This window comes from Planococcus sp. APC 3900, assembly GCF_030407735.1.
Taxonomy (GTDB): domain Bacteria; phylum Bacillota; class Bacilli; order Bacillales_A; family Planococcaceae; genus Planococcus; species Planococcus notacanthi.
Genome location: NZ_JASDCT010000023.1, coordinates 1 through 1110, shown reverse-complemented (window position 1 = coordinate 1110; position 1110 = coordinate 1). Strand labels below are relative to the sequence as shown.

At 51.5% G+C, this 1110-nt stretch carries 9 tRNA genes and 1 rRNA gene; all 10 read left to right on the top strand.

The window, feature by feature from the left end:
• The first annotated feature begins 135 nt into the window (after positions 1–135).
• The 10 genes from rrf (at position 136) to QMA04_RS18110 (ending at position 1109) form a co-directional block, all read left to right on the top strand.
• Positions 136–251, top strand: a 5S ribosomal RNA gene (gene rrf / locus QMA04_RS18155).
• 10 nt (positions 252–261) lie between these two features.
• Positions 262–337: transfer RNA gene (locus QMA04_RS18150), tRNA-Val, on the top strand.
• Positions 338–349: 12 nt separating this feature from the next.
• Positions 350–425, top strand: a tRNA-Thr gene (locus tag QMA04_RS18145).
• Positions 426–436: 11 nt separating this feature from the next.
• Positions 437–512, top strand: a tRNA-Lys gene (locus QMA04_RS18140).
• A gap of 21 nt (positions 513–533) precedes the next feature.
• Positions 534–618 (top strand) — tRNA-Leu (locus QMA04_RS18135).
• Between the two features lie 5 nt (positions 619–623).
• A tRNA-Gly gene (locus QMA04_RS18130) sits at positions 624–698 on the top strand.
• 27 nt (positions 699–725) lie between these two features.
• Positions 726–814, top strand: a tRNA-Leu gene (locus tag QMA04_RS18125).
• 33 nt (positions 815–847) lie between these two features.
• Positions 848–924: transfer RNA gene (locus tag QMA04_RS18120), tRNA-Arg, on the top strand.
• Between the two features lie 26 nt (positions 925–950).
• Positions 951–1027: transfer RNA gene (locus QMA04_RS18115), tRNA-Pro, on the top strand.
• 6 nt (positions 1028–1033) lie between these two features.
• A tRNA-Ala gene (locus QMA04_RS18110) sits at positions 1034–1109 on the top strand.
• Position 1110 lies beyond the last annotated feature (1 nt).

The window sequence follows — 1110 nt, the reverse complement described above, 5'->3', positions numbered from 1 at the left end:
ACAATGTACGGAACCTTGCATAGTTCCAGTGTCGTGTATCCAGTTTTGAAAGAATAAGCCAAGTTTTTTTGAAAAAAAGCTTGAGAAATACCGATAACCTTGGTATACTAAATCTTGTCTTTCAAAACAAAATAGTCCAGTGATGATGGCAAAGAGGCCACACCCGTTCCCATCCCGAACACGGAAGTTAAGCTCTTTTGCGCTGATGGTAGTTGGGGGTCTCCCCCTGTGAGAGTAGGACGTCGCTGGGCGATACATATCGGAGGATTAGCTCAGCTGGGAGAGCATCTGCCTTACAAGCAGAGGGTCGGCGGTTCGATCCCGTCATCCTCCACCATTTTTCTCTTTCGCCGGAGTAGCTCAACTGGTAGAGCAACTGACTTGTAATCAGTAGGTTGAGGGTTCAAGTCCTTTCTCCGGCACCACTCATGTACATGAGCCATTAGCTCAGCTGGTAGAGCATCTGACTTTTAATCAGAGGGTCGAAGGTTCGAATCCTTCATGGCTCACCATTTTAATTTCATTATTGCCACGCGGGTGTGGCGGAACTGGCAGACGCACTAGACTTAGGATCTAGCGCCTTCGGGCGTGGGGGTTCGACTCCCTTCACCCGCACCATTTTTGCGGAAGTAGTTCAGTGGTAGAACGCCACCTTGCCAAGGTGGAGGTCGCGAGTTCGAACCTCGTCTTCCGCTCCATTTTTTTGCACATAATGCCGACCCTTAGCCGGGGTGGCGGAACTGGCAGACGCACAGGACTTAAAATCCTGCGGTAGGTGACTACCGTACCGGTTCGATTCCGGTCCTCGGCACCATTTTTTTGCAAAAACCGGAGCACAACTCCATAGGCGCCCGTAGCTCAATTGGATAGAGTACTTGACTACGAATCAAGCGGTTAGAGGTTCGAGTCCTCTCGGGCGCGCCATATTTTTACACTCAGCAACTCAAGTTCGGGAAGTAGCTCAGCTTGGTAGAGCACTTGGTTTGGGACCAAGGGGTCGCAGGTTCGAATCCTGTCTTCCCGACCAAACAATGGGGCCTTAGCTCAGCTGGGAGAGCGCCTGCCTTGCACGCAGGAGGTCAGCGGTTCGATCCCGCTAGGCTCCACCAA